The organism is Ottowia sp. (assembly GCF_016703145.1).
In the GTDB taxonomy this organism is placed as follows: Bacteria; Pseudomonadota; Gammaproteobacteria; order Burkholderiales; family Burkholderiaceae_C; genus Ottowia.
This window is the reverse complement of the sequence record NZ_JADJCO010000003.1, coordinates 437,460-462,765: the sequence shown is the minus strand read 5'-3', so window position 1 is coordinate 462,765 and position 25,306 is coordinate 437,460. Positions and strand designations below refer to the sequence as shown.

General features: G+C 69.3%; 23 protein-coding genes and 1 pseudogene. 10 read left to right on the top strand and 14 right to left on the bottom strand.

Annotated features, from left to right (window positions below):
• Window positions 1–208: 208 nt before the first annotated feature.
• From IPG65_RS05825 to IPG65_RS05815, 3 genes are all read right to left on the bottom strand, one after another.
• Window positions 209–1,084, bottom strand: coding sequence for a 3-hydroxyacyl-CoA dehydrogenase family protein (locus IPG65_RS05825; protein WP_293188310.1), 876 nt, complete (start codon window positions 1,082–1,084; stop codon window positions 209–211).
• Between the two features lie 315 nt (window positions 1,085–1,399).
• Window positions 1,400–1,837: a hypothetical protein gene (locus tag IPG65_RS05820; RefSeq protein ID WP_293188309.1), complete on the bottom strand. Its 438-nt coding sequence runs from the start codon at window positions 1,835–1,837 to the stop codon at window positions 1,400–1,402.
• Window positions 1,838–1,883: 46 nt separating this feature from the next.
• The gene (locus IPG65_RS05815) at window positions 1,884–2,330 is read right to left on the bottom strand and encodes a nuclear transport factor 2 family protein (RefSeq protein ID WP_293188308.1); all 447 of its coding nucleotides are present in this window, start codon (window positions 2,328–2,330) and stop codon (window positions 1,884–1,886) included.
• Between the two features lie 220 nt (window positions 2,331–2,550).
• On the opposite strand from IPG65_RS05815, the gene IPG65_RS05810 reads away from it, so the two are divergent.
• Complete coding sequence (locus tag IPG65_RS05810) at window positions 2,551–3,498, top strand: LysR family transcriptional regulator (protein ID WP_293188307.1); 948 nt, start codon at window positions 2,551–2,553, stop codon at window positions 3,496–3,498.
• 44 nt (window positions 3,499–3,542) lie between these two features.
• Here the strand turns inward: IPG65_RS05810 and IPG65_RS05805 are convergent, their stop codons facing one another.
• Window positions 3,543–5,210, bottom strand: coding sequence for an amidase family protein (locus tag IPG65_RS05805; protein ID WP_293188306.1), 1,668 nt, complete (start codon window positions 5,208–5,210; stop codon window positions 3,543–3,545).
• A 275-nt stretch (window positions 5,211–5,485) separates the two neighbouring features.
• Here IPG65_RS05805 and IPG65_RS05800 point away from each other — a divergent pair, with 275 nt between their 5' ends.
• A complete protein-coding gene (locus tag IPG65_RS05800) occupies window positions 5,486–5,833 on the top strand; it encodes an ankyrin repeat domain-containing protein (RefSeq protein WP_293188305.1) in 348 nt (115 codons plus the stop codon).
• A gap of 30 nt (window positions 5,834–5,863) precedes the next feature.
• Here IPG65_RS05800 and IPG65_RS05795 read toward each other — a convergent pair whose 3' ends face one another.
• Together IPG65_RS05795 and IPG65_RS05790 are read right to left on the bottom strand one after the other, a co-directional pair.
• On the bottom strand, window positions 5,864–6,814 hold the full coding sequence (locus tag IPG65_RS05795; protein WP_293188304.1) for an NYN domain-containing protein: 951 nt from the start codon (window positions 6,812–6,814) through the stop codon (window positions 5,864–5,866).
• Window positions 6,815–7,238: 424 nt separating this feature from the next.
• On the bottom strand, window positions 7,239–9,341 hold the full coding sequence (locus tag IPG65_RS05790) for an acetoacetate--CoA ligase (protein ID WP_293188303.1): 2,103 nt from the start codon (window positions 9,339–9,341) through the stop codon (window positions 7,239–7,241).
• 93 nt (window positions 9,342–9,434) lie between these two features.
• Between IPG65_RS05790 and IPG65_RS05785 the strand changes: the two genes are divergently transcribed.
• The 4 genes from IPG65_RS05785 to fahA all read left to right on the top strand — a co-directional run bounded on the left by IPG65_RS05785 (window position 9,435) and on the right by fahA (window position 13,637).
• Complete coding sequence (locus IPG65_RS05785; RefSeq protein WP_293188302.1) at window positions 9,435–10,127, top strand: TetR/AcrR family transcriptional regulator; 693 nt, start codon at window positions 9,435–9,437, stop codon at window positions 10,125–10,127.
• Window positions 10,128–10,233: 106 nt separating this feature from the next.
• A complete protein-coding gene (locus tag IPG65_RS05780) occupies window positions 10,234–11,394 on the top strand; it encodes a tripartite tricarboxylate transporter substrate binding protein (RefSeq protein WP_293188301.1) in 1,161 nt (386 codons plus the stop codon).
• Window positions 11,395–11,422: 28 nt separating this feature from the next.
• Window positions 11,423–12,232 carry a cyclase family protein gene (locus IPG65_RS05775; protein WP_293188300.1) on the top strand — a complete coding sequence of 270 codons (810 nt, stop codon included), beginning with the start codon at window positions 11,423–11,425 and terminating at the stop codon, window positions 12,230–12,232.
• Between the two features lie 73 nt (window positions 12,233–12,305).
• The gene (gene fahA / locus IPG65_RS05770; protein ID WP_293188299.1) at window positions 12,306–13,637 is read left to right on the top strand and encodes a fumarylacetoacetase; all 1,332 of its coding nucleotides are present in this window, start codon (window positions 12,306–12,308) and stop codon (window positions 13,635–13,637) included.
• Between the two features lie 74 nt (window positions 13,638–13,711).
• On the opposite strand, the gene IPG65_RS19320 is transcribed toward fahA, so the two are convergent.
• Window positions 13,712–13,921 (bottom strand): hypothetical protein, encoded by a 210-nt coding sequence (locus IPG65_RS19320; RefSeq protein WP_366820167.1) that lies wholly within the window; start codon window positions 13,919–13,921, stop codon window positions 13,712–13,714.
• 48 nt (window positions 13,922–13,969) lie between these two features.
• Between IPG65_RS19320 and IPG65_RS19315 the strand changes: the two genes are divergently transcribed.
• The 3 genes from IPG65_RS19315 to IPG65_RS05755 all read left to right on the top strand — a co-directional run bounded on the left by IPG65_RS19315 (window position 13,970) and on the right by IPG65_RS05755 (window position 16,365).
• Window positions 13,970–14,146 (top strand): hypothetical protein, encoded by a 177-nt coding sequence (locus IPG65_RS19315; protein ID WP_366820165.1) that lies wholly within the window; start codon window positions 13,970–13,972, stop codon window positions 14,144–14,146.
• A gap of 342 nt (window positions 14,147–14,488) precedes the next feature.
• Window positions 14,489–15,202 (top strand): 16S rRNA (uracil(1498)-N(3))-methyltransferase, encoded by a 714-nt coding sequence (locus IPG65_RS05760; protein ID WP_293188298.1) that lies wholly within the window; start codon window positions 14,489–14,491, stop codon window positions 15,200–15,202.
• Window positions 15,199–16,365, top strand: coding sequence for an MFS transporter (locus tag IPG65_RS05755; protein ID WP_293188297.1), 1,167 nt, complete (start codon window positions 15,199–15,201; stop codon window positions 16,363–16,365). The genes IPG65_RS05760 and IPG65_RS05755 overlap by 4 nt, the downstream gene beginning before the upstream one ends.
• A 58-nt stretch (window positions 16,366–16,423) precedes the next feature.
• On the opposite strand, the gene IPG65_RS05750 is transcribed toward IPG65_RS05755, so the two are convergent.
• Window positions 16,424–17,314: an alpha/beta hydrolase gene (locus tag IPG65_RS05750; RefSeq protein ID WP_293188296.1), complete on the bottom strand. Its 891-nt coding sequence runs from the start codon at window positions 17,312–17,314 to the stop codon at window positions 16,424–16,426.
• Window positions 17,315–17,330: 16 nt separating this feature from the next.
• Window positions 17,331–18,800 carry a M20 family metallopeptidase gene (locus tag IPG65_RS05745; RefSeq protein WP_293188295.1) on the bottom strand — a complete coding sequence of 490 codons (1,470 nt, stop codon included), beginning with the start codon at window positions 18,798–18,800 and terminating at the stop codon, window positions 17,331–17,333.
• A 98-nt stretch (window positions 18,801–18,898) separates the two neighbouring features.
• Between IPG65_RS05745 and IPG65_RS05740 the strand changes: the two genes are divergently transcribed.
• Window positions 18,899–19,603, top strand: coding sequence for a glutathione S-transferase N-terminal domain-containing protein (locus tag IPG65_RS05740; RefSeq protein ID WP_293188294.1), 705 nt, complete (start codon window positions 18,899–18,901; stop codon window positions 19,601–19,603).
• Between the two features lie 103 nt (window positions 19,604–19,706).
• Here the strand turns inward: IPG65_RS05740 and IPG65_RS05735 are convergent, their stop codons facing one another.
• From IPG65_RS05735 to egtB, 5 genes and pseudogenes are all read right to left on the bottom strand, one after another.
• The gene (locus IPG65_RS05735) at window positions 19,707–21,941 is read right to left on the bottom strand and encodes an NADP-dependent isocitrate dehydrogenase (RefSeq protein ID WP_293188293.1); all 2,235 of its coding nucleotides are present in this window, start codon (window positions 21,939–21,941) and stop codon (window positions 19,707–19,709) included.
• Between the two features lie 194 nt (window positions 21,942–22,135).
• Window positions 22,136–22,753, bottom strand: coding sequence for a DUF1439 domain-containing protein (locus tag IPG65_RS05730; protein ID WP_293188292.1), 618 nt, complete (start codon window positions 22,751–22,753; stop codon window positions 22,136–22,138).
• Window positions 22,753–23,034: a DUF427 domain-containing protein gene (locus tag IPG65_RS05725; RefSeq protein WP_293188291.1), complete on the bottom strand. Its 282-nt coding sequence runs from the start codon at window positions 23,032–23,034 to the stop codon at window positions 22,753–22,755. Before IPG65_RS05725 ends, IPG65_RS05730 begins: the two co-directional genes overlap by 1 nt.
• Before the next feature lie 22 nt (window positions 23,035–23,056).
• Window positions 23,057–24,027 (bottom strand): annotated as a pseudogene (gene egtD / locus IPG65_RS05720) (L-histidine N(alpha)-methyltransferase).
• Window positions 24,024–25,286 (bottom strand): ergothioneine biosynthesis protein EgtB, encoded by a 1,263-nt coding sequence (gene egtB, locus IPG65_RS05715; RefSeq protein ID WP_293188290.1) that lies wholly within the window; start codon window positions 25,284–25,286, stop codon window positions 24,024–24,026. The pseudogene egtD and the gene egtB overlap by 4 nt, the downstream one beginning before the upstream one ends.
• Window positions 25,287–25,306 lie beyond the last annotated feature (20 nt).

Genomic DNA, 25,306 nt, shown 5'->3' with positions numbered 1-25,306 from the left:
ATCAATGGCAATTTCGGTCTCCAGCCCGCATGCATCAAGCGCTGTCAGCTATCAATTTGACGGAACGTTGATCTGACCCCATAGGCCCCCGAATCGGGGACTGCCGTGAGACGCCGAATGGCTGCGCCGGCGGCGCGAAGTCCCGCAGGGTGCGCGCTGCCGGCGCGAACCGTTCGAGCGTCAGTGAACAGCGCGCGGCAGGGCCTCGTCAGCGCTGCTTCTTGGGCGGGTAGTCGTAGAAGCCCTTGCCCGATTTCCGGCCCAGGCGTCCTTCGGCGATCATCTTCTTGAGCAGCTCGCGCGGCGCGGTGGACAGCCCGGGCAGCTCATGGGCATAGTGCTCCTCGATGGAGAGCACGATGTCCAGGCCCACGGCGTCCATGCTACGGCAGGGGCCGGACTTGGTGCCCAGCGCCTGGCAGTAGATGGCGTCCAGCGTCTGCGGCGAGGCCACGCCCTGCGCCACCACGCACAGGGCCTCGCGCTTGATGGCGGCCCAGATGCGGTTGAAGATGAAGCCCATGCTCTCCGCCTCGACCTTGTAGGGCGTGAGGCCGTAGCCGGGCAGCAGCTTGTCCATCAGATCGATCACGGCCGGGTCGGTCTGGCCGCAGGACATCAGTTCCACCGGGGTCGCCTGCGGCGGCATCAGGTAGTGCATGTTCAGCAGGCGCGCCGGGTTCTTCACGCTGCTGGCGAACGCGCTGCTGGGGTAGGACGAGGAGTTGCTGGCCAGGATGGCGTCCGGGTCGGACAGCTCGTCGATCTGCTTGAAGATGGACAGCTTCAGCTCCAGCTTCTCGGGCACCGCCTCGACCACGTGCCAAGCGCCCTTGAGCGTGGCGGCCATGTCGTCCGAGCCCACGATGGTGCCGGCCTTGCCGTCGGCGATCTTCTCCAGCACGCCCGGCAGTTGCTCGCGCGCGTAGGCCACGCCGGCGTCGCGCACTTCGGCGTTGGGGTCGTACAGGCGCACCTCGGCGCCGCGCGTGGCCATCATCAGCGCGATGCGGCGGCCCAGGGTGCCGGCGCCCAGGATGGCGATGGGGCGGGTGTCGATGCGGTCGGGAAGCTGGAATGTCATGAGAAGTCTCCGGTCGAGTCGTGTAGTTGTTCAGGCGCGCCAGGGGCCATGCCCATGCTGCGTCCCACAGTATGGTAGTTGACCTGTTCTTGCCCGGAAGGATGGAAATCGTTGTCGGGCCCCAATTCTCCGGCCCCACCTCAACGACCTCCGCAAAGCGCCTGAAGGACGCGGGCACGTCGTCGCGCACGCCGTCTTGGTGGCAAATCAGCATCGCCGATGCGTCGCCGCGAAAGCAGTCGAGCAGCGCCGCGCCGCGGGGGCCGTAGGCTTGCAGAGGCATGGCATGCGTCTTTCGTGTGCGCAGGGGAGGGGTCAGGCGCGCGCCGAGACATGCACCAGCATCAGCACCGTGACGACGGCCTGGACCGAGATGGCGGCGGTGCGCGGCCAGTTGCAGCGGACCAGCTCGGTGATGGTGGCCGGGTTCTTGCCGCCTTTTTCCAGCCGGGCGTGGCGGGGGATCGCCAGCAGTGCCGTGACCAGCAGGCCGACGATGCCGGCGGCCACGTTCGTCACGCTCATCCACAAAGGGACGTCGGGCCCAAGCCAGGCGAGTGGCAGTGGCAACAGGAAGCTGGCGAAACCCGGCAGGATCACCACCAGCGGAATGCGGCGGGAGTAAAAGCGGTGATAAGCCACGTAGTCCGCTTCGCCCACCTGGGCGAAGAGCGGGTAGATGACGACCTGGACGAACCAGATCTGGCCCAGCGTCCAGAACGACAGGGCCGCCCAAGGGATGAGGTAGAGCATTTGTTGCTGCATGGAGCGGTTGCGTTCAAGGCGCGGGCGGGGTGGATCAGCCGCGCGGCATTGCTGGCGCGTCGCCCGCCGCCAGGGCTGCCGCGCGCGCCAGCGAGATCTGGGTGACCAGCGGATCGGCGTGGCGGTGGGCCAGCAGCCATTGGCCGCCCTCGCGGCGATAGACCAGGGTGACGCGCAGCAGCCAGTCCTGCGCCGGCAGGCCACCGACCTCGGCGTGGCATCGTTCGCGGGTTGCCAGAACCACCATGTCGGCCGAGCCGTAGGTTTGCACCACCTGCTGCTCGAACGTGCCGTTTCTGAAGAAGCGGCCGACCGCCGCCCAGCTCTCTTCCGTCATGTCCGCGCCGTGCGTGGGGGTGCCGCCGAAGGGCGACATCAGCGTGTAGTCGTCGGCGTGGGGGGCCATGGCGCGGTAGCCCTCGATGTCGCCGCGCACGAGCGCGGCATTGGATGCCTCGGAGCGCTGGACGAGTGCGGCCACCGTCCGGGAAATTCCGGCGTCTCCAGGCCCCGGGGCTGAAGTGCTGGCGCAGGAGGCGAGCCCGGCGGTGCCCGCGGCGAGAAGTGAGCGTCGTGAGTGCGACATGGTGTGGTTCCTTGCGATCATGGGGAGGGTTCAAAGGCCGGCGCCGCCGTCGGCACCGGGGGACTGAAAGATCGCAGTTCCCATGTCATGAATCCAGTGGTATGTTTTCAGAAATATGCTGAATCAAATTGATCTATCCCGCGTCGATCTCAACCTGCTGGTGCTGTTCGAGGCCGTGCTGGCGGAACGCCACGTGGGGCGGGCGGGCGAGCGCCTGAGCCTTTCGGCGTCGGCGGTCAGCCATGGGCTCGGGCGGCTGCGCCGGCTGCTCAACGACCCGCTGTTCGTGCGCACGCCCAAGGGCGTGGTGCCGACGGACCGCGCGCTGGCGCTGGCCGGACGGATCGCCGAAGTGCTGGCGCAGGTGCGGGGCATCGTCTCGGTCGCCGAGCCGTTCGATCCGGCGGCGTCCACCCGCCGCTTCACCCTCGGCGCGCCGGACGGCGTCTCGGCCGTGCTGCTGTCCCCGTTGCTGGCCCGGCTGCGCCAGGGCGCACCGGGCATCGACATCAGCCTGCGCCAACTGCTCCCCACCCAGGGCGAGACCTCACCCGACCGCGCCTGGCGCGCGGCTTTCACCGAGCTGGAGGCGCGCGCGCTGGACATCGCCGTCATCCCCACCGACGACATCGCGCCGCGCTTTCATGCCCGCACCCTCTACGAGGAGGATTTCGTGATCGCCGTGCGCGCGGGGTATCCCCTGGCCGAGGCGCCTGGTCTGGACCGCTATTGCGAGGCGCAGCACGTGGTCGTCTCGCTCCACGGCGACCCCCATGGCTTCGTCGACGAAGTGCTGGCCGGGCAGGGCCGGTCGCGGCGCATCGCGCTCACGGTGCCCACCTTCATGTTCGCGCTGGCCGTCGTCGCCGAGACGGACTTCGTCTGCGCGCTGCCGCGCCGCTTCGCCGCCATGCACGCCGCGCGCTTTGGCGTGCTGGGGCTGGAGGCCCCCCTGCCGCTGGGGCGTTTCCGCCTCAACGCCGTCGCCCCCAAGGCCGCGATGGCGGACGAGGGCCTGGCCTGGCTTTTCGGCGTGCTCGCCTCGCCGGACGAGGGACATTGAGAGAGGGAGCCATCACCGACCCCCTTTTCGCGGGGTCTTGACGCCTACTTCGTCAACTCCGGCGCCAATGGGCTCGGTATGCGCGCCCCAGCCACGGTCTGCCAGCCATAACCCAGGCGGAACAGCGTGGGCTCGGCAAAGGCGCGGCCAATCATTTCAAACGTGACCGGCTCGACCGATGGCGACTCCGCCGTCGCCTTCACAAACCCAGCCGGAAACGCCAGTGCCGGGAAGCCGGTGAACGGGCTCATGCGGTTGTTGCTGCCCGAGTTGACGCTGGTGCTGTTGAAGCCTTGCAGCACGGGGTAGACCAGCACGTCGTAAGCCGTACCTTTGGCGGCACCGGTGGTGAAGTCCTTGTTGTCCAGCGCGGCTTGCACCCGTGGAATCACGAACTCGTCGCGCGGCTTCAGGTTGTTTTGGTAGATCGGGTTGGCTTCCTTGTCGGTGCCCAGCGTCACGTAGTTGGCAAAGTTGGCCGAGCGGGTCGGCTCCAGCGTGACCATCGCCGCCGCCACTTCCTCGGTGGTGCGCGGGTGGCCGTCAGCGGTCGAGGCCCAGCTACCGAGGTACGCCGTCAAGTCGTCCCGGAACTGGTAGCTCGACAGGCTGGCATAGCCCGTGAGGATGGTGCCGCGGTCGGTGATCTCCACGTCTTCCACCGTGGCACCGGCAGCGCGCATTTTCTCGAGCGCGGCGTTCAGCGTGTCGATGAACAACAGGTTGGCCGCGGTGGGCGTGGGGAACATCGAGCGCACCACACCGATGCGCGCGCCCTTCAAGCCATCGGCCGACAACGCCGTGGTGTAGCTCGCGGGGCGTGAGGTCATCGCGTCGTAAGCCGCGGCCGTGGCGACCAGAGGCGCGTCCCAAGCCTTGTCCGTGCGCTGGCCGCTGGTGTCGGCGGCGTCGAAGCCGGCCATCGCGTCCAGGGTCAAGGCGCAGTCGGGCAGCGAACGGCACAGCGGGCCGCCCGTGTCCTGGCCGTGGGCCAGCGGCAGGATGCCGTCCTGGCTCACCAGCCGCAGGGTGGGGCGCAGGCCATACAGGCCCTCCACGGCCGACGGCACGCGCACCGAGCCGCCGGTGTCGGTGCCCAGACCGACCATCGCCAGGCTGGCCGCGATCGAGGTGCCGGTGCCCGACGAAGAACCCCCGGCGCTGTTGGCCGGCACGTAGGCGTTCTTGGTCTTGCCGCCCAGCGAGGAACTGCCGGTGAAGCCGAACGCGAACTCGTCCATGTTGGCCTTGCCGATGATGATGCCGCCCGCGTCGCGGATCTTCTTCACGGTGTAGGCGTCGTCCGGCGGCTGGTTGTTCTGCAGCACCAGCGAGCCCGCCGTGGTCTTCATGTCGAAGGTGTCGTAGTTGTCCTTGGCCAGCACGGTCACGCAGTGCATCGGACCGGACATGACGCCGGTGGAGAAGAAGCCGCGGTCCAGCTCGTCGGCGCGCGCCAGGGCGTTGGGGTTGACGGCGATCACGCTGTGCAGTGCCGGGCTGTTGGGGTAGGCTGCGCTGGCCTCGGCGTCGTAGGCGGCGATGCGCGCCAGGTAGCCCTCCACCACGTCGCGGCAGGACACGTCGCCGTTGCGCATGGCCGCGTGAAAGCTGGCCACCGTGGCTTCCACCAACGGGAAAGGCTGGCGGTTGGGCTTGAGGGTCACGTCGCCGTCGTTGCCCCCGCACGCCACCAGTACGGCGCAGGCCACGACAGAAGAAGAAAATTGCAGAACGCGACGGCGCGCCGCCCAGAAAGTATGTTGAGACATTGTGATGAAATGCATTGAATGGACAAACGGACATGGCTCAAAGCAAATTTCGAGCCATGCCGAAAACCTGCGTTCACACCGATTTGGTGCAACAACACCGCCGGACTCAACTTTTCATTGGCACGTGCCTTGCTTCAACAACTGAACGCCGGGTTTCGGCAAACTTGCCGTGTGCATCCACTTCTTCCGCTACCCCGTGCCCCGAGGACATCACCGTGAAAAAGCTGCTTCTGCGCACCGTCCTGAGCCTGGCCAGTGCTTCGCCTTTGATGGCCACTGCTCAAGCGGCCGATATCGCGCCCATCGCGCTTGCTGCCAGCGCCGGGCAGGCTGACAAGGTCACCGCCCTGCTCGCCCAAGGCGTGAACCCCGATGCGCGCCATGCCAATGGCCGCACCGCATTAATGATCGCGGCGGCCGCCGGCCATTACGAAACCGTGCGTCGCCTGCTGATCGGCGGCGCGATCAAGAACCTCAAGGACAACGACGGCAAAACCGCGCTCGATTTGGCCATCGAGAACAAACACGTCGACCTGGTGGCACTGATGCAAGAGGCATCTTGATCGGCTTCACGTTTTTTTTAACCAATTTTCCTATTCCGCCGGCTGCTCATCAATGAGCATCTTGACCCGCACGGCACACAGTCCCTTGTCATTCTGTCCCGCGTGATACTCGACCTCGTCGCCAATGCGAAGCTCATTGAAGTCGGCATTGGAAACCTCGGCGTGGTAGAAGAAAAGATTCTGGCCGCCCGCGGCGGGCATGATGAACCCATACCCTTCCTTGAGATTTTGGATGCGTCCTTTCAACGGCTCTGAAGGGTTCGCGGGCGCCGCGCTGCCAGCGGAAGCGGCTGACACGGGCAGCAGTGCCGCCGGCTCCACCGTCACTCGGCCGGCGTATTCACTTTTTTGAGCGAACAGGCCATTGATCACCGGATCGTTGCGCAGAGAGCGGTCGTCGATGACCTGGTGCATGAGAATCGGGTAGGTGGCTTCCTCCAGCAGCGACTGCGAGGCCTTGGTTTCCCGCTCGGTGCCGTTTCGGTCCACGAATTTGAAGTCCCATCCCAGCAGCATGACGCGCGTGCCAAGCGTGTTGAGTTTGCGGACGAGCGGCAAAAAATCCCCATCGCCGGCAATCAGCACGACGACATCGAAGCGCTTGTAGATGGCGAGTTCGTAGGCCTCCAGCGCCAGCCAGACGTCGATCCCTTTTTCGCCGAACGGGCCGACCGGAAGGTAGTGGTTGGTGACCCCCTCCCGGCTCAGGATGTCGTCGAACACGCGCTCCTTGTACAGCAGATCCCGCTCGTCGGCATCGTGCGCCCGCAGCCGCCCCCTGAAATAGTGGGCATCGACGATCTGGCAATAGCGTTCCTCGGCGCCTTCCCATTTGGCGACCTCGCGCCGAATGTAGTTGTGCAGCCCCGACACGTCGATGCGGGCGCGGCGAAGATGATGGAAGGCGTAATAGTTACTGACGTGCAGAAAATAATTGCCGTCATAAAAAACACCCACTCGCGTGAGTCTGCTCTGTGACATGATCAATCTCAATAAAAATAGGAGAAACGGCGGTCAGATGCTATTTAATCGACCACTTCAGAAATAATTTTGATTTGACTTATTTTCTTTTTTTGATCCATTTGAAGGGTAAACAAATTTGCGCAAAGATTAATCTGAAAAAGTCGCGCGTGAAGTTTTTCTGCGAGAATTTCGTCGCTTCTCATGCTCTATGGAGGCTTTGGCCAATTTGACTGTATCGACATTGGATTGCTCCTCAAGCTGAGTTCTGAAATAGACACCCAAGTCGCTCCGAAGGCGTCAATGATCGACGCAAACCAAATTCTGTGGTTTTTCCATCGAGACGTTGATAACGAAGGTCGCGAAGACGCTCGACGAAATTTTCTACGTTTGGAAAAATGGAATCAGCTTCGTTCACAATTCCCAAAGAAAAAATGGGGTCAGATCACACTTTCCCCGCTTGCGGGCTCACCACGCCTCGCTCTTTGGCCAGTTCCACGTACCACGCCAAGCATCCCGGGTTGGCCATCGCTTCCTTGTTCACCACCTTCTCCAGCGGCTGCCCCAGCAGCAGCTTCTTGATGGGCAGCTCCTGCTTCTTGCCGCTCAGGGTGCGCGGAATTTCGGGCACCTGGAAGATGTCGTCGGGCACGAAGCGGGGGCTTAAAGACTGGCGGATGGCGTCGTTGAAGCACTTGCGCAGGGCGTCATCCAGCGTCACGCCGGGGCGCAGCACCACGAACAGGGGCATGTAGCTGTCGCGGTCCAGGTATTCGAGGTCCACCACCATCGAGTCCAGCACCTCGGGGATGCCCTCGACGGCGCTGTAGATCTCGCTGGTGCCCATGCGCAGGCCCTGGCGGTTGATGGTGGCGTCGCTGCGGCCGTAGATCACGCACCATTCGCCCTGGCCGTCTTCGCCCCCGATGCGCAGCCAGTCGCCGTGGCGCCAGACGCCGCCCGCGCTGGCATCGAGGTCGCCGCCGCCGGGCTTGCGGCCCACGCCGGCGGGGTACATCTCGAAGTAGCTGGCCAGGTAGCGGGCGTTGCCGGGGTCGCCCCAGAAGTGCAGCGGCATGGACGGGATGGGCTGGGTGCACACCAGCTCGCCCACCTGGCCCACCACGGGCTCGCCGGTGTCGCTCCAGGCCTCCACCGCCGCGCCCAGCATGCGGCACTGCATCACGCCGGGCTGCTGCGGCAGGTCTCGATTTCCCGCAATGAAACCGCCCGCGAAGTCGGTGCCGCCCGAGACGTTGTACCACCAGATATCTTCCTGGGCTTTCGATCTGGCGATGCGCTGGAACTGCTTGGTGCCCCACTGCTGCACCTCGGCCGACAGGGGCGAGCCGGTGCTGCCCAGCGCGCGCACGGCCGACAGGTCGCCGCATTGCGCCAGATCGACGCCGGCCTTCATGCAGCCGGCGTAGAAGGCGGCGCCGGAGCCCAGATACGTCACGCCGTGCCTCGCCGCGAAGCGCCACAGCGTGGTCCAGTCCGGCGCGTCGCGCGGGCCGCCGGGGCTGCCGTCGAAGATGACGCAGGTGGTGCCGCCCAGCAGGCCGGCGACCTGGGCGTTCCACATCACCCAGCCGGTGGAGCTGAACCAGTGGAAGCGCTCGCCGAAGCTGTTGGCCTCGTAGCTGCAGCCCACGTCGGTTTGCAGTCCGCTGGCCATGGCCACCACCACGATGCCGCCGTGCGAGTGCACGATGGGCTTGGGCAGGCCGGTGGTGCCGCTGGAGTAGACGATCCACAGCGGGTGGTCGAACGGCAGCCACTGCGGCTCGAAAGACGCGGTTTCAGCATCATTTCGGCCGGTAGCCAGCGTGAAATCTACGCTGTCCGCTATTGTTTCAGGAGTGCCCAGGTTGCGCAGCACGATCAGGTGCCGCACGCTGGGCAGGCCCGCGCGCAGTTCGCGCACCACGTCGCCGCGGTCGATGTCGCGCCCCGCCCAGGTCACGCCGTCCACGGCGATCAGCACCTTGGGCTCGATCTGCCTGAAGCGGTCGAGCACGGCGTGGGTGCCCATGTCGGGCGCGCACACGCTCCACACCGCGCCCACGCTGGCGGCGGCCAGGAAGGCGACGACGGTCTCGGGCACGTTGGGCAGGTAGGCGGCCACGCGGTCGCCGGGCTGCACGCCCTGCGCCTTCAGGTGCAACGCCAGCGCGGCGACCTGGCGCCGCAGCTCGGGCCAGTTCAGCTCGCGCACCTGGCCTTTCTCGTTCTCGCTGATGAGGGCCGGCAGGCCGGCGGCGTGGGCGGCCTCCACGTGCCGCAACACCTGCTGCGTGTAGTTGACCCGCGCGCCAGGGAACCACTCGGCGCCCGGCATCACGTTGCGGCCCAGCGCGGCGCTGTGCGGCATGGGCGAGCGCAGGTCGAAGTAGTCCCAGATGCTTTGCCAGAAGGCGTTTAGGTCGGTGATGGACCACTGCCAGAGCGCGCGGTAGTCGGCAAACTGCAGGCCGCGCTGATCGCGCAGCCAGTCCTGATAGAGGCGGATCTGGGGAACGTTGGGGGGCGTGGCGGTGGTGGTCATGCGGCCGATTATTGGGCCATCGGGGCACGGCTCGCCGTCAGGGTTGACCCCCGGATGACGCGGCCCGGCGCCGGTGGTGATTACCATCGCGGCATGGAAATCAAACGCACGTTCGACCTCTCTAACGACACGAAGGCCCGAGTCATCGCGGCCGCCACGCGCCTGTTCGCCGAGAAGGGCATGGAGAAAGTCGTCCTGCGCGAGCTGACCAGCGCGGCCGGCGTCAACCTGGCGGCGGTCAACTACCACTTCGGCTCGAAGGAGGCCCTGTGCGAGGCGGTGCTCGACAGTCTCTCCGAGCGCGTCAACGCGCGGCGGCTGGCCCACCTTCGCCAAGTGCTGGACGAAGCGCGGCGCGCCGGGCAGCGCCCCGCCCTGCGCGCCGTGCTGGACACCTTCATCGCGCCCTACCTGGACGCCGACGAGGCAGGCGAGGGCGCGGTGCTGGTGCAGCTGCTCATCAAGGACCGCGTCAGCCCCAGCGAGATGACGGCCCGCATCATCCGCAAGCATTTCGATCCCCTGGCCAGGGAATACATCGCCGCGTTTGCCCTGGCTTGCCCGGACGTGAGCCCGGACGATTTCTACTGGCGCTACGCCTTCACCTACTGCGCGGTGATCCTCACGGCCAGTGACCGCAGCAAGACCAACCGCATCTCGACGATGTCGATGGGGCGCTTCGACGGGGCGGACCGGGTCGCGCGGCGCGAGGCCCTGCTGGACTATCTGGTCGCCGCCATCGGCGCGCCCAGCCGCACGCCACCGCCCGGTTTGGCGCGGCGCTGATCCGCCAAAACCAGGGTAATCCCTGATTGGCTTCGATGGCTGGGTTTCGTATGCTTCGTTTCATACAACTGTTTGAAACCACTGTTTTCCTCTCTCCGATCACGCCATGACCCCAGCCAATCCCCTCGACCGCTTCGTCGTCGACCGCGCGAACGTTCGCCACGACCTGCAGCGCCCGAGTGCATCCTGGCCTGCCGATGGTTCACTGGCCAGTCGCTTCCTGAGCCCCTACCTGCACCACCCCAAGGAGACCACGATGAACTTTGCCCTTTCCCTTCGTGCCGCTGCTCTCGATGCGGCTTCGCCCCGGCGGCGCGCGCTCGCGGCCATCGCCGCAGGCGCGGCCCTGCTCATGCCGCTGGCCGCGCCGGCCCAGGGCGCCTTCCCGAGCAAGCCCATCCGCATCGTTGTGCCCTTCGGCGCCGGTGGATCGCCCGACGTCATCCTGCGCCTGATGAGCGAGCCGATGTCCAAGGCCCTGGGCCAGCCGGTGGTGGTCGACAACAAGGCCGGCGCCAGCACCATCATCGGCGCCCAGGCCGTGGCGACGGCGCCGGGCGACGGCCACACGCTGCTCTACACCGTCAACAACACCACGTCGATCAACCCTTACGTGTACAAGGCCCTGCCCTACAAGGCGGAGGACTTCGTACCGGTCATCCGGGTGCTCTCGGTGCCCTACGTGCTGGTCACGTCCGTCCAGTCTCCCTACAAGACGCTGGCCGACCTGCTGGCGGCGGCCAAGGCCAGCCCCGGCAAGCTGAGCTACGCCAGCTACGGCATCGGCCAGGGCACGCACGTGGCCATGGTCCGGCTGCTGAACGCCGCTGGCGCCGATATGCTCCACGTGCCCTACAAGGCCAGCGCCACGACCGACCTGATGGCCGGCCTGATCACCACGGTGCTGGAGCCGACCACCACGGCGATCCCCAACATCCAGGCCGGCAAGATGCGCGCCTTGGCCGTCACCGGGCCCCAGCGGGCCGAGGCGCTGCCCGACGTGCCGGCGGTGAACGAGACCTTCAAGGGCTTCGTGGGCGACTCCTGGCACGGCCTGCTGGCGCCCAAGGGCACGCCCCCGGCGGTGGTGGCGAGGATCAACGACGTGGCCCAGAAGATCATCGCCACCACCGACTTCCAGCGCCGCCTGAAGGACCTGGGGCTGGTGCCGGCCGGCGGCACGCCGGCGGACTTCCAGAAGTTCCTGAAGGACGACGCCCAGGCCTGGGCCAAAGTGGTGCGCGACAACCACATCACCGCCGATTGAACGCCTCGATAACCCCAAGGAGAAACCCATGCCCCGCCGATTCGTCGACTTGTCGATCTTTCTGGAAAACGACGTGGTGAGCGACCCGCCCGCCTTCGCGCCCAGGATCCAGTACTTCACGCACGAGCACACCTTCGAGCAGATCGCGCCTTTCTTCCCCGGCCTGAAAAAAGAGGACCTGCCCGACGGCGAAGGCTGGGCGGTGGAGCGGGTGCAGCTGTCCACCCACAACGGCACGCACCTCGACGCGCCCTACCACTTCCACTCCACCATGGACGCAAAAAGCGGGCAGAAGAAGCCCGCCATCGCCATCGACCAGGTGCCGCTGGAGTGGTGCTTCCAGCCCGGCGTGAAGCTGGACTTCCGCCACTTCGCCGACGGCTACGTGGTGACCGCCGCCGATGTGGAAGCCGAGTTGAAGCGCATCGACCATGAATTGAAGCCGCTGGAGATCGTGGTGGTCAACACCCGCGCCGGCAGCCGCTACGGCCACGACGACTTCGTGTCGGCCGGCTGCGGCATGGGCTACGAAGCGACCATGTACCTGCTGGAGCGCGGCGTGCGCCTGACGGGCACCGACGCCTGGAGCTGGGATGCGCCTTTCGTCCACACCGCGCAGAAGTACGCTGAATCGAAGGACGCCGGCCTGATCTGGGAAGGCCACAAGGCCGGCCGCGACATCGGCTACTGCCACATCGAGAAGCTGCACAACCTGGAGGCGCTGCCGGCCACGGGCTTCATCGTCAGCTGCTTTCCGCACAAGATCCGCGGCGCCTCGGCCGGCTGGACGCGCGCGGTGGCCATCTTCGACGACGCGCTGCTGCCGCAGCCGGCCTGAGCGGTTTTTCAAGCCTTTTTGGCCGTACGCCGGCGTGAAAATTACGCTTATAGCTACTTAAATAATAGCAACCATGACCCTCCTCGATGCCACCCACGACCCCGCCGCGCGCAGCTGGCTGGCCAGCGCCCAGGCCGCCGGCTGCGACTTCCCCATCCAGAACCTGCCCTTCGCCGTGCTGCGCCCGCGCGGCGGCGGCGCGCCCTGGCGCGGCGCCGTGGCCATCGGCGACCAGGCGCTGGACCTGGCCGCGCTGGCCGCCACCGGCCTGGTGACGGGCGCGGCGGCCGAGGCGCTGGCGCTGGCGGCCGAGCCCGCGCTGAACCGCTTCATGGGCGCCGGCCCCGCCGCCTGGCGCGCGCTGCGCCAGGCGCTGTTCGCGCTGCTGGCCGAAGGCGCCAGCGCCGACGCGCAGCGCCGGGTGCGCGCCTGCCTGATTCCGCTGGCCGAGGTGGAATACACCCTGCCCGCGCGCATCGGCGACTACACCGACTTCTACACCTCGCTCGACCACGCGCTCAACTGCATGCGCATCATGCGCCCCGGCGCCGACGTGACGCCCAACTTCCGCTGGCTGCCGCAGGCCTACCACGGGCGCGTGTCCACCCTGGGCGTGAGCGGCCAGCAGTTCCACCGGCCGCGGGGCCAGTGGGTGCCGCCGGGCGCCGGCGCGCCGGTGTTCCAGCCCTGCGTCCGCATGGACTACGAGCTGGAGCTGGGCGTCTGGGTCGGCCCCGGCAACGCCGCTGGCCGCCGCATCCCGCTGGAACAGGCCGACGCCCACATCTTCGGCATCAGCCTGCTCAACGACTGGTCGGCGCGCGACATCCAGGTGTGGGAGATGACGCCGCTGGGGCCCTTCCACGCCAAGAACTTCGCCACCACCGTGGCGCCCTGGATCGTGACGCTGGACGCGCTGGCGCCCTACCGCACGGCCTGGACGCGGCCGGCCGCCGACCCGCAGCCGCTGGCCTACCTTGAATCGGCGGCCAACCGCGCGGCCGGCGCCTTCGATGTCCAGTTGGAAGTCTGGCTGGAGAGCGAGGCCGCGCGGCGCGCGGGGCGCGGCCCGGCGCGGCTGTCGGGCACGAGCTTTCGGCACCAGTACTGGAGCATCGGCCAGATGGTGGCGCACCACACGGCCGGCGGCTGCAGCCTGCAGCCCGGCGACCTGATCGGCAGCGGCACCATCTCCGGCCCCGGGCCCGGCGAGGCCGGTGCCATGATCGAGCTGGCCCACGGCGGGCAGCGGCCGGTCGAGGTGGGCGGCGGCGAGCAGCGCGGCTTTCTGCAGGACGGCGACAGCGTGATCCTGCGCGGCTGGTGCGAAAAGCCCGGCGCCGCGCGCATCGGCTTCGGCGAATGCCGGGGCACGGTGCTGCCGGCGGTGGCCGAAGGCGGTTGAGCGTCGCCGGTTTCAAGCCGAATCGGGCCTCAGCCGGCTTCCATATTGGACCAATAGCTATTGAATATGCAGCGCTACCGGCGCGCCAACCAGTCCCACACCAGGTCCAGCCCCGCGGTCCACAGGTCGCCGCCACTGGCGGGCGTGGTGCCCTGCCGGCGCTCCTTCCGCGCCTCGCGTCGGGAGCGTTCCAGGCTGACCAGGGCATCGGCCAGGTCGGCGGGGCGCGGGCCGGCGTCGGCGCGCCGGGCCTGCGCGCCGTAGCCGGCCAGGGCGCGCTCCACCGCCTTCGGGTCCAGCAGCGAGAACGCCGCGCGGCAGTAGGGGCAGGCGTGGTCCTGGCGCAGGTCGACCGGGCACCGCAGCTGCCGCAGTGGATGACGCGCAGGCGCTCGGCCAAGTCGGCGATCTCGGGCGCGGTGAGCTGGCGCACGAAGCCCTTCTCGATCATGAACGACGAGAAAGTCGAGAAGTGCCCGTGCCGCTGCGGACAGCGGTACGTGATGTAGCGGCCCGAGCGCACCAGGTCCACCCCCTCGGCCAGCTCGCGCCGGCAGCGCGGGCAGGCCATGCGCCGGGCCAGCGGCGCCTGCGGGCCGTGGCGGTGCGCGTGCAGCTGGCGGAACAGCTCCACCACGCCGGCCGGGGCGATGCGCAGGTTTTCGTTGCCGTCGAACCACGGGCCGTGGCGGCGTGGCACAGGTCCAGTTCCACCGTGGCGCCGTTGTGGCTGGGCACGGTGCGCACGTCCATCGGCGCGCGGCAGGACGGGCAGGCGGTGGCGCTGGGGGCGAGGCGCTGGACCATGGCAGCGCAGCGTACCATCGGCGTGCCCCAGAATCGCCGCCGATATGCCCCGCTTCCACGTCTCCTTCGATCTCGTCGCCGGCGCCCGGCTGGCGCTGCCGCCCGGCGCCGCGCGCCACGCCCAGGTGCTGCGGCTGCAGCCGGGGCACGCGGTCACGCTGTTCGACGGGCGCGGCGGCGAGTGGGGCGCCACCATCGCCCGCATGGGCCGCAGCGAGGTCGAGGTGACCGTGGGCACGCACGATGGCGTCGAGCGCGAGGCCGCGCGCGCCGTGCACCTGGCCGTGGGGCTGATGGCGGCCGAGCGCATGGACTGGCTGGTGGAGAAGGCGACCGAGCTGGGCGCCGCCAGCCTGACGCCGGTGCTGACGGCGCGCAGCAGCCTGCGCCTGGCCGGTGAGCGCGCCGCCAGGAAGCGCGCGCACTGGCAGGCCGTCGCCGTGGCGGCGTGCGAGCAAAGCGGGCGCAACCGATTGCTGGACGTGCGCGAGCAGCTCTCATTTCAGGCGTATTTGAAGGACCATGAAGACGGCGCGCGCTGGCTGCTGTCGCTCGACGCGGCGGCGCCCGGCCTGCGCGCCGCCGCGGCGCCGCCGGGGCAGGCCGCGACCCTGCTGTCCGGCCCCGAGGGCGGCCTGGACGCGGCAGAGCAAGCCGCCGCGCGCGCCGCCGGCTTCGCTCCCGCCTGCCTGGGGCCGCGCGTGCTGCGGGCCGAAACCGCGCCGCTGGCGGCGCTGGCGCTGCTGACCGCGCCATGAACCGCCGCTTGCTGCTGCTGGCCCTGGCCCAGGGCCTGTTCCTGGTCAACAACATCACCTTCATCGCCATCAACGGGCTGGTGGGGCTGCAACTGGCGCCCTACGGCTGGATGGCGACGCTGCCGGTGATGGGCTACGTGGTGGGCGGGGCGCTGGCGGCGCCGCTGGTGGCGCGCTCGCAGGCGCGCTTCGGGCGGCGGGGGTCGTTCCAGATCGGGCTGGCGGTGGCGCTGGGTTCGGCGCTGCTGGCGGCGCTGGCGGCGCAGTGGCGGCACTTTCCGCTGCTGGTGCTGGCCACGGTGGTGGCGGGCTACTACAACGCCAACGGGCAACTCTACCGCTTCGCCGCGGCCGAGCTGGCGGCCCCGGCCTGGCGCGAGAAGGCCGTGTCGCTGGTGCTGGCCGGCGGGCTGCTGGGCGCGGCCATCGGCCCCAATCTGGCGGCGTGGACGCGCACCCTGCTGCCCACGCCCTTCGTCGGCGCGTACCTGGCGCTGGCGGCGGTGGCGCTGGCCGGCATGGCGGTGATGGCGCGCATCGATTTCCCGCGCGCGCCGGCGCCCGCCGCGGGAGCGCCAGCGGGGCGGCCGCTGGGCCAGATCATGCGCCAGCCGGTCTTCGTGGTGGCCACGGCCGCCGCGGCGCTGGGCTACGGGGTGATGAACCTGCTGATGGCGGCCACGCCGCTGGCCATGCAGGCGTGCGGCTTCGGCTTTGGCGACACGGCGTGGGTGCTGCAGTGGCACGTGATTGGCATGTTCGCGCCGGGCTTCGCCACTGGGCACCTGATCCGCCGCTTCGGCGTGCTGCCGGTGATGGGTGTGGGCGTGGCGCTGAATGCGCTGTGCGTGGCCATCGCGCTGTCGGGCGTGGCGCTGCACCAGTTCGTGGCGGCGCTGCTGGTGCTGGGCGTGGGCTGGAACTTCCTGTTCACCGGCAGCACGGCGCTGGCGCTCACCGCCTACCGGCCCGAGGAGAAGGACCGCGCGCAGGCGGCCATCAACTTCTGCGTGTTCGCCACCATGGCGCTGACTTCGTTCGCCTCGGGCGCGCTGGTCACGACCCAGGGCTGGGCCTGGCTGAACCTGGGCGCGCTGCCCGCGCTGGCGCTGGTGGCGGCGGCGCTGCTGTGGCTGGGCCCGCGGCGCCGCGCGGCAGCCTGATGCTACTATTTAGATAGCTTATAGCGCAATATCAGCACGGGCTTGCGGTCGATTTGATTCAAATCCGGCCGGCCAGCAGCGGCTCGCCCGTGAACGCCCGCAGGATCGGCGGAAAACGCGCCACCAGCCAGTCGTGCAGGACGTCGAACACCGGCTCGCGCTCCAGCTCGTTGAACAGCTCGTGGAAGTGCAGCGGAAAGGCGTGCGCCGTTACCCATTCGACCGGAGCGGCGGCGGTGAAGTCGCGGCTGCCGCCGGGGTCGATCAGCCGGTCCTGCCCGCCGTAGAGCACCAGGGTTGGCAGCCGCCAGCGCGGCGCGCACGCCAGCACGGCGGGGCCGGCGCCGAGGACGAAGTATCCCAGCCGCGCGCTGACGAGGCCGTGTGCCAGCGGGTCGCGGCGGAAGGCGTCGACCACGGCCTGGTCGTGCGTCAGGTAGCGCCGCCGCAGGCCGCTGGCCAGCCGCACCCGCGGCGCTACGCGGTGCAGCACGCGCACCAGCATCCGGCGTACCCAGGGCAGGTTCACCCGCAGCGCGGGCGAGGCCATCACCAGGCCCTCGGCGCGGCGCATCTTCAGCGTCACCAGGCGCGCCGCCACCAGGGCGCCGACCGAGTGGCCCATCAGGATCAGCGGCAGCCGGTCGTCCATGCGCATGCGCGTGTCGTCGATGACGGCGGCCAGGTCGGCCAGCAGCCGGTCGTCGGCCGGCAGGTCGCCGCGCACGCCCACCGATTCGCCGTGGCCGTACTGGTCGTAGCCGCGCACCGAGAAGCCCCACTGGTTCAGCCGCCTGGCCACGTCCTCGTAGCGCGCCGCGTGCTCGCCCACGCTGTGCAGCACCACCACCACGCCGCGGATCGGCGCGCCCAGGGGCACCGGCCAGTCGTGCATCGCCAGCGCGTCGCCCTGCGTGCTGGCGATGCTGGTCAGCGTCGGGTCGGCCATGCGGGCGCCTGTTCCTTCAGGGCATGCGGGCGATCACCTCGGCCACGGCGGCGGTCAGGCGCTTGGCATAGGGCACGTGCAGGAACTCGTTGGGGCCGTGGGCGTTGCTCTGGGGACCGAGCACGCCGCAAACCATCATCTGCGCGGCGGGAAAGCCCTGGCTGAGCTGGTTCATCAGCGGGATGGTGCCGCCCTGGCCGATGTAGCCGCAGGGCGCGCCGAAGTGGGCGCGGGACGCCGCGTCCAGCGCCTGCCCGAACCATGGCGCGAGGCCGGGCGCGTTCCAGCCGGTGGCGCCGCCTTCGCCGTCGAAGGTCACGCGCGCCTGGTAGGGCGCGTTGTCTTCCAGCAGGCGCTTCAACTCCTGCACGGCCTGCGCGGCATCGACCAGCGGCGGCAGGCGCAGGCTGAGCTTGAAGGCGGTGTAGGGCCGCAGCACGTTGCCGGCGTCGCGCAGCGCCGGCAGGCCCTCGGCGCCGGTGACGCTGAGCGTGGGCTGCCAGGTGCGCCGCAGCAGCGCCTGTACCGGGTCGGTGGTGGTGGGCAGGGTGAAGACGGTGCTGCCGCCGCAGTCGTGGTGCGCCCACGGGAAGCGCCGGTACACCTCGTCGCCCAGGATGGCGGCGGTGGCCTGGGCCTGCGCCAGGCGTTCGGCCGGCACTTCGCAATGGAAGCTGGCGGGCAGCAGGCGGCCGGTGGCGCTGTCCTCCAGCCGGTCGAGCAGCTGGCGCAGGATGCGGAAGCTGCTGGGCACCACGCCCGAGGCGTCGCCCGAGTGCACGCCTTCGGTCAGCACCTCCACCTTCAGCACGCCGGCGGCCATGCCGCGCAGGCTGGTGGTGAGCCACAGCTGGTCGTAGTTGCCGGCGCCCGAGTCCAGGCACACCACCAGGCCCACTTGCCCCAAGCGGCTTTTCAGCGCGTCGATGTAGGGCAGCAGGTCGGGCGAGCCGCTTTCCTCGCTGGCCTCGATCAGGCCGACGATGCGCGGGTGCGGCAGGTTCTGCGCCTTGACCGCCTGCACGGCGGCGATGGCGGCGTACACCGCGTAGCCGTCGTCGGCGCCGCCGCGGCCGTAGAGCTTGCCGTCCAGGTACTTGGGCGTCCAGGGCCCCAGGCCCGCGCGCCAGCCGGAGAACTCGGGCTGCTTGTCCAGGTGGCCGTACATCAGCGCCGTCTGGGTGCTGCCGGCCTTGGTGCCCGCGATCTCGAAGAAGATCACCGGCGTGCGGCCCTCCAGGCGCACCACTTCCAGCGTCAGGCCGGGCACCTTCCGCGCCTCGACCCACTGCGCGGCGCTTTGCACCACGCGGTCGATGTAGCCGTGCGCGGCCCAGTCGGGGTCGAACCCGGGCGACTTGGCGGGGATGGCGATGTAGTCGGTGAGTTGGCGCAGGATGTCGCCTTCCCAGGCCTGGTCGATCTGCCGGCGCGCGGCGGTGGCGTCCAGCACGGCGGGCAGGTCACGGTGCAAGGGGGCGTTCATGGTGGGCGGGGCCTCGGTGGGCGGGCGTGGGATCGATGAAAAGGGACTTTACGCCCATCGCCGCGATCGCGCACCCGCCGGTGGCTATAGTGCGCCGCATGAATGACCTCGGCACCTTCCCCATCACCCGCAAATGGCCCGCGCGCCACCCCGACCGGCTGCAGCTCTATTCGCTGCCCACGCCCAATGGCGTCAAGGTCTCGATCATGCTGGAGGAAACCGGCCTGCCCTACGAGGCGCACCGCGTCAGCTTCGACACGCAGGACCAGTTCTCGGCCGGGTTCCTCTCGCTCAGCCCCAACAACAAGATCCCCGCCATCCTCGACCCGCAGGGGCCGGGCGGCCGGCCGCTGGCGCTGTTCGAGTCGGGCGCGATCCTGGTCTACCTGGCCGACAAGACCGGCCAGTTGCTGCCCCGGGACCCCGCCGCGCGCTACCAGGCGCTGCAGTGGCTGATGTTCCAGATGGGCGGCGTCGGGCCGATGTTCGGCCAGCTCGGCTTCTTCCACAAGTTCGCCGGCAAGGACATCGAGGACAAGCGTCCGCTGGAGCGCTACGCCGCCGAGAGCGCGCGCCTGCTGGACGTGCTGGACCGCCACCTGAAGGGCCGCGCCTGGATGATGGGCGACGACTACACCATCGCCGACGTCGCCATCTTTCCGTGGGTGCGCAACCTGGTCGGCTTCTACGGCGCGGGCGAGCTGGTGCACTTCGAGGACTTCGCCGAAGTGCACCGCGTGCTCGACGCCTTCGCCGCGCGGCTGGCGGTGCAGCGTGGGCTGCAGGTGCCGGCCGCGCCGTGATTTCAAGCCGGATCGGGCGCTTGCCCGCGTCCCGATTTCGGCATCAGCTATCTTTTGAATAGCTATCCAGCCCGGATGGCGGCGAGGCCATCCGGGCTGGACCTCAACCCGCCGCCGCCAGCGCGTCGTTGAAGGTCTTGCTCGGGCGCATCACCGCCTTGGTCTTGGCGGGGTCGGCCTTGTAGTAGCCGCCGATGTCGGCCGGCTTGCCCTGCACCGCGGCCAGTTCCTCGACGATCTTCGGCTCGCCCGCGGCCAGCGCGTCGGCCAGCGGCTGGAAGCGCGCCGCCAGCTCCTTGTCCTCGGTCTGCGCCGCCAGCGCCTGCGCCCAGTACAGCGCCAGGTAGAAGTGGCTGCCGCGGTTGTCGAGCTGGCCGGTCTTGGGGCTGGGGCCTTTGTTGTTGTCCAGCAGCTTGCCGGTGGCGGCGTCCAGCGTCTTGGCCAGGATGGTGGCCTTGGCGTTGCCATACTTCAGCCCCAGGTCCTCCAGGCTCACCGCCAGCGCCAGGAACTCGCCCAGCGAGTCCCAGCGCAGATGGTTTTCCTCCACGAGCTGCTGCACGTGCTTGGGCGCCGAGCCGCCGGCGCCCGTCTCGTACATGCCGCCGCCGGCCATCAGCGGCACGATGGACAGCATCTTGGCGCTGGTGCCCAGCTCCATGATGGGGAACAGGTCGGTCAGGTAGTCGCGCAGGATGTTGCCGGTGGCGCTGATGGTGTCCAGCCCGCGCACCACGCGTTCCAGCGTGTAGCGCATGGCGCGCACCTGGCTCATGATCTCGATGTGCAGGCCGGTGGTGTCGTGCTCGTGTAGGTACATCTTGACCTTGGTGATCAGCTGCGCCTCGTGCGGGCGGTACGGGTCGAGCCAGAAGACCACCGGCGTGCCCGAGTTGCGCGCCCGCGTGACGGCCAGCTTGACCCAGTCGCGGATCGGCGCGTCCTTGACCTGGCACATGCGCCAGATGTCGCCCTGCTCCACGTTCTGGCTCATCAGCACCTCGCCGGTGGCCAGGTCGGTGATGTTGGCCACGCCGTCCTCGGTGATCTCGAAGGTCTTGTCGTGCGAGCCGTATTCCTCGGCCTGCTGCGCCATCAGGCCCACGTTGGGCACGGTGCCCATGGTCTTGGGGTCGAACGCGCCGTGCCACTTGCAGAAGTTGATCATCTCCTGGTAGATGCGGGCGAAGGTCGATTCGGGCATCACGGCCTTGACGTCCTTCAGGCGGCCGTCGGCGCCCCACATCTTGCCGCCGTTGCGGATCATGGCCGGCATCGACGCATCGACGATGACGTCGTTGGGCGAGTGGAAGTTGGTGATGCCCTTGGCCGAATCGACCATGGCCAGCTCGGGCCGGTGCTCGTGGCAGGCGTGCAGGTCGCGCTTGATCTCGTCCTGCGTGCTCTGCGGCAGGGCGGCGATCTTGTTGTACAGGTCGACCATGCCGTTGTTGACGTTGACGCCCAGCTCCTCGAACAGCTTGGCGTGCTTCTCGAACGCCTCCTTGTAGAAGATCTTCACGCAGTGGCCGAACACGATCGGGTGCGACACTTTCATCATGGTCGCCTTCACGTGCAGCGAGAACATCACGCCCGTCTTGTGCGCGTCCTCGATCTCCTTCTCGTAGAAGGCCACCAGCGCCTTCTTGCTCATGAACATGGAGTCGATGACTTCGCGGTCCTGCAGCGCCACCTTGGGCTTGAGCACGATGGTCTTGCCGCTCTTGGTGATCAGCTCCATCTTCACGTCGCGCGCCTTGTCCAGCGTCATCGACTTCTCGCCGTGGTAAAAGTCGCCGTGGTGCATGTGCGAGACGTGCGAGCGCGAGGCCTGGCTCCAGTCGGCCATGCTGTGCGGGTTCTTGCGCGCGTATTCCTTCACCGCCCTGGGCGCACGGCGGTCGGAGTTGCCCTCGCGCAGCACCGGGTTCACCGCGCTGCCGATGCACTTGTTGTAGCGCGCGCGGATGTCTTTTTCCTCGTCCGTCTGCGGGTTCTCGGGGAAGTCGGGGAGCTTGTAGCCCTTGTCCTGCAGTTCCTTGACGGCGGCCTTGAGCTGCGCCACCGACGCACTGATGTTGGGCAGCTTGATGATGTTGGCCTCGGGCGTCAGCGTCAGCCGGCCCAGCTCGCCCAGGGTATCGGGGACGCGCTGCGCCTCGCTCAACGCCTCCGGAAACAGGGCCAGCACGCGCGCCGCCACCGAGATGTCGCTGGTCTTCACGTTGACGTCGGCGGCCTTGGCGAAGGTGCGCACGATGGGCAGCAGCGAGGCCGTGGCCAACGCGGGCGCCTCGTCGGTCAGGGTGTAGATGATGGTTGGAGACGTCGTGCTCATGCGCGGATTTCCTTCAGGTGGTGGAGTGGGGTCGCTGGCGATTGTGGGGGTGCGCGGCCAATTGCGGCGCGCGCTTGAATGTTACGCGGTGCCGAGAGGATTGCTGAAGCTATTCTTCCAATAGCTGTTGGCGCAGCGTGAACGCCAGCCAGTGGCCGATTTGGCACTTAAAAAGCCGAAGGAGGCCCGGCGCCTCAGCGCAGCCCTTGCGGCACCAGGTCGATGCGCAGCCCCTCGGGCAGCACGCGCAGCGCGCCCACGCCCAGGCCCAGGTCGCGCGCCAGCGCCAGCTGCTCGGCCGGCAGGCGGTACAGCACCAGGTCGGCCAGCAACTGCTCGGCCACGCGCGGGGCGTATTGCGCCACCAGGGCGCGCTGCGTTGGCGGCAGGGGGTCGATGTCCAGCCGGTTCACGCGCACGTCGGCCATGCGGATGGCGCCCTGCTGGGCGTCGAAGCGCAGGCCGTAGTCCAGGTCCATGCCGCCGCCGAAGCGTCCGCCGGTGACGCGCTCGGCCAGCACCACGTCCAGCGCGGTGCCCAGGCGGTTGCTCTCGGGCAGCAGGCGCAGCCGGGGCGACTGCAGCGTCAGGTCGGCCAGGCCGGAGAAGCCGCGCGTGTACGGGAAGCTGCGCGCCAGCAGTTCGTTCAGCCGCTGCCGCGACAAGGTGATGCCGCGCATGCCGGCGGGGGCGGCGCAGGCGGCCAGCGCCGGCAGCAGGCTTGCCAGCAGCGCGCCGCCGGCCAGCACGCGGCGGCGGCTTGGTGCCGGGCGGGTGCCCGGCGCGGGATGGGGGCAGGCCGCGCCGCGCATCAGGGCCCGACCCTCACGCCCTTCCAGAACGCCACGCGGCCGCGCACCATCTCGGCCTCGGGCTTCGGGTCGGGGTAGTACCACGCGGCCTCGGGGTTGAGGTCGCCGTCGACCAGCAGCGACCAGTAGCTGGCCGTGCCCTTCCATGGGCAGACGGTGTGGTGGTTGCTGAAGGTGACGTATTCCCGCCGCAGCGACTCGACCGGGAAGTAGTGGTTGCCCTCGACGAGCACGGTGTCGTCGCTCTCGGCGATGGTCGCGCCGTTCCAGATGGCTTTCATGGCGGGGTCTCCTGGGAAGCGCCTATTGTGCGGCGGGCAGCCAGTGCACGCTGAACAGGCGCTCGGCGTCGGTCCACACCGGCCCGATGCCGAAGCCCGCGCGCGCCGCCAGCGCGCGCAGGCCGTCGATGGTGTACTTGTGCGAGGACTCGGTGTGCAGCGCCTCGCCTTCGTCGAACCCGAAGCGGCGGCCGCGCACCGTCACGGCCTGGGCGCGGCGGCTGACCAGGTGCATCTCGACGCGCTGCAGCGGCGCGTTGTAGAAGGCCGCGTGGTCGAAGCCCCCAGGTCGAAGTCGGTGCCCAGCTCGGCGTTGGCGCGCGCCAGCAGGTTGAGGTTGAAGGCGGCGGTGACGCCCTGCGCGTCGTTGTAGGCCGCGTGCAGGATTGGCGGCGGCTTGACCAGGTCCACCCCCAGCAGCAGCCCGCCGCCGGCCAGCAGCCGCGCGGCCCGCCGCAGGAAGGCCAGCGCCTCGGGCGGATCGAAGTTGCCCAGCGTGGAGCCGGGGAAGAAGCCGACGCGGCGGCGCGATCCCGCCAGCGGCGCGGGCTGCGCGAAGGCGCGCGTGTAGTCGGCCACGATGGGCTGCACCGCCAGGCCGGGGTACTCGGCGCGCAGCGCGCGGGCGGCGCCTTCCAGGTGCTCGCCCGAGATGTCGATGGGCAGGTAACGCCGCGGCGCGCGCAGCGCCTGCAGCAGCCGCCGCACCTTGACCAGCGAGCCGGCGCCGAACTCGACGATCTCCGCGTCCGGCCCGACGTGCCGCGCGATCTCGCCGGCGCGCGCGCGCAGGATGCCCAGCTCGGTGCGCGTGGGGTAGTACTCGGGCAGCGCGCCGATGCGGTCGAACAGCCGCGAGCCGCGCGCGTCGTAGAACCACTTGGGCGAGATGCCGCGCGGGCGCCGCGCCAGCGCCTGCAGCAGCTCGCGGGCGAAGTCGCCGGCGGCGTCCTGGCCGGCGGCGGCGTCGGGCGGGCGGGCCGGCGCGGTCACGGCAGGTCCCGGGCCAGCCGCAGGCCGCTGAACTGCCAGCGCGCGGCCGGCGGGAAGAAGTTGCGGTAGGTGGGCCGCGCGTGGCCCGGCGGGGTGGCCAGGCTGCCGCCGCGCAGCACGATCTGGCCGACCATGAACTTGCCGTTGTATTCGGCCGCCGGGCCGGGCAGCGGCCGGAAGCCGGGGTACGGGTCGTAGGCCGAGCGCGTCCATTGCCAGGCGTGGCCGGTGGCCTGCGCGAAGCCGGGCAGGGCGCAGGCGGCTTCCCATTCGGCCTCGGTGGGCAGGCGGGCGCCGGCCCATTCGGCGTAGGCGGCGGCTTCGTAGAAGCTCAGTTGCGACACCGGCGCCTGGGCGTCCAGGGGCCGCGGGCCGTCGAGGCCGAACACGTGCCAGCCCTCGGCCGCGCCGATGCCGCGCAGGGCCAGGCGCGGGTCGCCGGGCGCCAGCCAGTAGGCCGGGTGGCGCCAGCCGCCGGCCTGCACCGTTGCCCAGCCGTCGGACAGCCACAGGCCAGACCGCTGGTAGCCGCCGTCGGCGACGAAGCGGGCGTACTCGCCGCAGCTCACCAGCCGGTCGGCGATGGCGAAGGGCCGCAGCAGCACGGCGTGGCGCGGGCCCTCGTTGTCGAAGGCGAAGCCGGGACCGGCGTGGCCGATGTGGACGGTGCCGCCGTCGTGCGCCAGCCAGCGCGGACCGGGGGCCTGGGCCGCCAGCCGCAGCGCGGGCGCGGACGGTTCGCGGTAGGCCGGCAGCAGCGGGTGGCAGGCGAAGGCGTGCAGGATGTCGGTGAGCAGCAGCTCCTGGTGCTGCTGCTCGTGGTGCAGGCCCAGCGTCAGGATGGGCCCGATCCGCGGCAGCGCGGCGGGGTCGGCCAGCAGCGCCTCGACCGCGGCATCGACGTGGCGGCGGTAGGCGTGCACCTCGTCCAGCGAGGGGCGGGTCAGCAGGCCGCGCTGCGGGCGCGGGTGGCGCGGGCCCAGCGCCTCGTAGTACGAGTTGAACAGGTAGTGCCAGCGCGGGTCGAACGCGCGGTAGCCGGGGGCGTGCGGCGCCAGCAGCAGCGATTCGAAGAACCAGGTGATGTGCGCCAGGTGCCATTTGGTGGGGCTGGCGTCGGGCATGGACTGCACGCACTGGTCCTCGGCCGACAGCGGCGCGGCCAGCCGCAGCGAATGCCGGCGCACCTGGCGGTAGCGGGCCGGCAGATCACCCAGCCCGGGGGCTCGCGGCGCCGGGTGGGTCGAGGGGGCGGGCATCCTGGCGGTCGAGGGCACGC

What these genes read in the sequence shown, in the direction of transcription:
- IPG65_RS05825 (WP_293188310.1), bottom strand. Translation starts at nt 1,084, where the DNA reads ATGACATTCCAGCTTCCCGACCGCATCGACACCCGCCCCATCGCCATC.
- IPG65_RS05820 (WP_293188309.1), bottom strand. Translation starts at nt 1,837, where the DNA reads ATGCTCTACCTCATCCCTTGGGCGGCCCTGTCGTTCTGGACGCTGGGC.
- IPG65_RS05810 (WP_293188307.1), top strand. Translation starts at nt 2,551, where the DNA reads ATGCTGAATCAAATTGATCTATCCCGCGTCGATCTCAACCTGCTGGTG.
- IPG65_RS05795 (WP_293188304.1), bottom strand. Translation starts at nt 6,814, where the DNA reads ATGTCACAGAGCAGACTCACGCGAGTGGGTGTTTTTTATGACGGCAAT.
- IPG65_RS05790 (WP_293188303.1), bottom strand. Translation starts at nt 9,341, where the DNA reads ATGACCACCACCGCCACGCCCCCCAACGTTCCCCAGATCCGCCTCTAT.
- IPG65_RS05785 (WP_293188302.1), top strand. Translation starts at nt 9,435, where the DNA reads ATGGAAATCAAACGCACGTTCGACCTCTCTAACGACACGAAGGCCCGA.
- IPG65_RS05780 (WP_293188301.1), top strand. Translation starts at nt 10,234, where the DNA reads ATGACCCCAGCCAATCCCCTCGACCGCTTCGTCGTCGACCGCGCGAAC.
- IPG65_RS05775 (WP_293188300.1), top strand. Translation starts at nt 11,423, where the DNA reads ATGCCCCGCCGATTCGTCGACTTGTCGATCTTTCTGGAAAACGACGTG.
- fahA (WP_293188299.1), top strand. Translation starts at nt 12,306, where the DNA reads ATGACCCTCCTCGATGCCACCCACGACCCCGCCGCGCGCAGCTGGCTG.
- IPG65_RS05760 (WP_293188298.1), top strand. Translation starts at nt 14,489, where the DNA reads ATGCCCCGCTTCCACGTCTCCTTCGATCTCGTCGCCGGCGCCCGGCTG.
- IPG65_RS05755 (WP_293188297.1), top strand. Translation starts at nt 15,199, where the DNA reads ATGAACCGCCGCTTGCTGCTGCTGGCCCTGGCCCAGGGCCTGTTCCTG.
- IPG65_RS05750 (WP_293188296.1), bottom strand. Translation starts at nt 17,314, where the DNA reads ATGGCCGACCCGACGCTGACCAGCATCGCCAGCACGCAGGGCGACGCG.
- IPG65_RS05745 (WP_293188295.1), bottom strand. Translation starts at nt 18,800, where the DNA reads ATGAACGCCCCCTTGCACCGTGACCTGCCCGCCGTGCTGGACGCCACC.
- IPG65_RS05740 (WP_293188294.1), top strand. Translation starts at nt 18,899, where the DNA reads ATGAATGACCTCGGCACCTTCCCCATCACCCGCAAATGGCCCGCGCGC.
- IPG65_RS05735 (WP_293188293.1), bottom strand. Translation starts at nt 21,941, where the DNA reads ATGAGCACGACGTCTCCAACCATCATCTACACCCTGACCGACGAGGCG.
- IPG65_RS05730 (WP_293188292.1), bottom strand. Translation starts at nt 22,753, where the DNA reads ATGCGCGGCGCGGCCTGCCCCCATCCCGCGCCGGGCACCCGCCCGGCA.
- IPG65_RS05725 (WP_293188291.1), bottom strand. Translation starts at nt 23,034, where the DNA reads ATGAAAGCCATCTGGAACGGCGCGACCATCGCCGAGAGCGACGACACC.
- egtB (WP_293188290.1), bottom strand. Translation starts at nt 25,286, where the DNA reads ATGCCCGCCCCCTCGACCCACCCGGCGCCGCGAGCCCCCGGGCTGGGT.